2 protein-coding genes and 1 pseudogene are annotated in these 2,431 nt (G+C 71.3%); all 3 read right to left on the bottom strand.

The features are described from left to right. Positions 1-364, bottom strand: a 364-nt coding sequence (locus AC2W7M_RS23810) for a hypothetical protein (RefSeq protein WP_486135435.1), incomplete at its 3' end; no start/stop codon positions are given. Positions 365-501: 137 nt separating this feature from the next. Beyond that, a pseudogene (gene pgi / locus AC2W7M_RS23805) lies at positions 502-2,150 on the bottom strand (glucose-6-phosphate isomerase). Next, a partial coding sequence (locus tag AC2W7M_RS23800) for a 6-phosphogluconolactonase (protein WP_486135433.1) occupies positions 2,150-2,431 on the bottom strand: 282 nt, incomplete at its 5' end. The gene AC2W7M_RS23800 and the pseudogene pgi, both read right to left, overlap by 1 nt.

Here is a 2,431-nt window from a genome sequence, read left to right as displayed (position 1 = left end):
CGCCTCGAACGTCCCTCCACCGGCCCTGCCGGGTCGGGCCCCCTGCTTGGCCCCGACCTGCGGTCGGGTCCATTTTCTTGCGGCCCGGCCGCCACCTTCGCCCCGCGGTCAGGCTGGGTTCCGCGTTCAGAAGGCGCGGGGGGACGGGCTCGCCCACGTGACCGCGCGTCTCGCCGGAGCGCTCGCCGGCCAAGCGGACGCCCGCGAGGCGCGGGCCGCCCGGCGCATCCGCGAGGGCATCGGCGATGGGCAGGCCCACGTCGCCGCCGGCCGCCAGGAAGGGCTGCGGAGACGATAGGCCGATGGTGGCCGCGGTCAGTGTGATGCCGAAGATGCCGAGGGCGGCGAAGTCGAGAGCACGCATATCTACCTCCGGGCGCCGAAGCGCCGGCCGGGAGGTGACCTCCCGGCTTCGGGCCGCATGGTGGCTCACCCAGGCGGCAAACTGGTATACATAATACGAAACTGAGCCCTGTCTTTGCCGCATGGCAGCATGACGCCTCAGCGGCCGCCGATCTCTTTCAGGTGCGCCAGCAGTCCCAAGGTGGAGGCCGAGGCACCGGGCGGCATTTTGGCGTCCATCACCGCCGGCAGCAGCTCGGTGGCAAGCTCCTTGCCCAGCTCCACGCCCCACTGATCGTAGGCATTGATGCCCCACACCGCCGCCTCGACGAACACCCGGTGCTCGTAGAGCGCGATCAGGCGGCCGAGGGTGAAGGGATCGAGCTGGGCATAGGCCAGCGTCACCGAGGGCCGGCTGCCGGGAAACACCCGGTGCGGCGCGAGCCGCGCCACCTCGGCCTCGTCGAGACCCTTGGCGCGCAGCTGCGCCGCCGCTTCCTCCAGGGTGCGCCCGCGCATCAGCGCTTCCGACTGGGCCAGGCAATTGGCCACCAGAAGCTGGTGGTGCTCCAGAAGCTTCGGCTCGTGGCCCTCGGCGGCGATCAGGAATTCCACCGGGATCACGTCCGTGCCCTGGTGGATGAGCTGGAAGAAAGCGTGCTGGGAATTGGTGCCCGGCTCGCCCCAGACGATCGGCCCGGTGGGCCGCTCCACGGGCTTGCCGTCGAGCGTCACGCTCTTGCCGTTGCTCTCCATGTCGAGCTGCTGAAGATAGGCGGGAAAGCGCGCGAGCCGCTGGTCGTAGGGGATCACGGCGCGGCTCGGGAAACCGCAGACGTTGCGGTGGAACAGGCCGACCGCCGCGAGCAGCACCGGCAGGTTGATCTCCGTCGGCGCGGTGCGGAAATGCTCGTCCATGGCGGCGGCGCCGGCCAGGAACTCGCGGAAGTTCTGCGGCCCCACCGCGATCATCACCGGCAGGCCGATGGCGGACCACACCGAATAGCGCCCGCCCACCCAGTCCCAGAAGCCGAACGTGCGCTCGGGGCGGATGCCGAACGCGCCCACCTTATCGAGCGCGGTGGACACGGCGGCGAAATGGTCCGCCACCGCCGCCTCGCCCAGCGCGCCCTTAATGAAGGCGCGGGCGGTGGCCGCGTTGCACATGGTCTCCACCGTGGTGAAGGTCTTCGAGGCGATGACGAACAGCGTGGTGGCCGGGTCGAGCCCCTTCAGCGTGTCGGCGATGTGGGCGCCGTCGACGTTGGAGACGAAAATGGCAGCGCGGGGCCGTCATGGTAGGGCGCGAGCGCCCCCGTCACCATTGCCGGGCCGAGGTCCGAGCCGCCGATGCCGATATTCACCACGTCCGTGAAGCGCTTGCCCGTGGCACCGGCGATGGCGCCGGATCGCACCTCGTCGGCGAAGGCGAACAGGCGCGCCAGGGTCTCGCGCACCGGCGCCTTCACGTCCGCGCCGTCCACCGCGAGCGGCGCGTCCTCGCCGTCGCGCAAGGCGACGTGCAGCACGCTGCGGCGCTCGGTGGCGTTGATCTTTTCGCCCGCGAACATGGCGTCGCGCCGCGCGGGCACGCCCGCGGCCCGGACGAGGTCCAGCAGCAGGCCGAGGCTGTCCTTGGTGAGCGCGGTCTTGGAGAAGTCGAGCAGCAGGTCGCCGAAGGCGCAGGAGAAGTCCTCGAACCGCCCGGGCTCGGCGACCACCTCCCGGAGCGGGCGTTCCCGGTCCGCCGTCCAGGCGGCCGAAAGGGACTGCCAGAGGACCTCGGTCTCGCGCATGCATGTCTCCATCAGGGGCACCACAGGACATCAAGGGGGCGCCGGGCATGGCGGAGCACGGCCCGGATCGGCATCACGCCGTCCGGACCGGGACGGGAGGCCGCCCCCAGCACCTCCCGCTTCACCTTGCCCTCGATGTGCAGCAGAAGCGTGTCGGCGGCAAGCAGCGGCGCCAGCGTGAACGTGATGCGCGGCTCGCCCGCCGCTGCGGCGCGGATGGCGGCGAGCCGTGCGGCGCCGCGGTGTCGATGGCGGCTTCGAGCCCGGTGGCGCCGGGGAAGAAGGAGGCGGTG

The sequence above is a fragment of the Xanthobacter sp. BG11Y11_SDJG genome (assembly GCF_057364445.1).
This window is presented reverse-complemented; position numbering and strand designations above follow the sequence as displayed.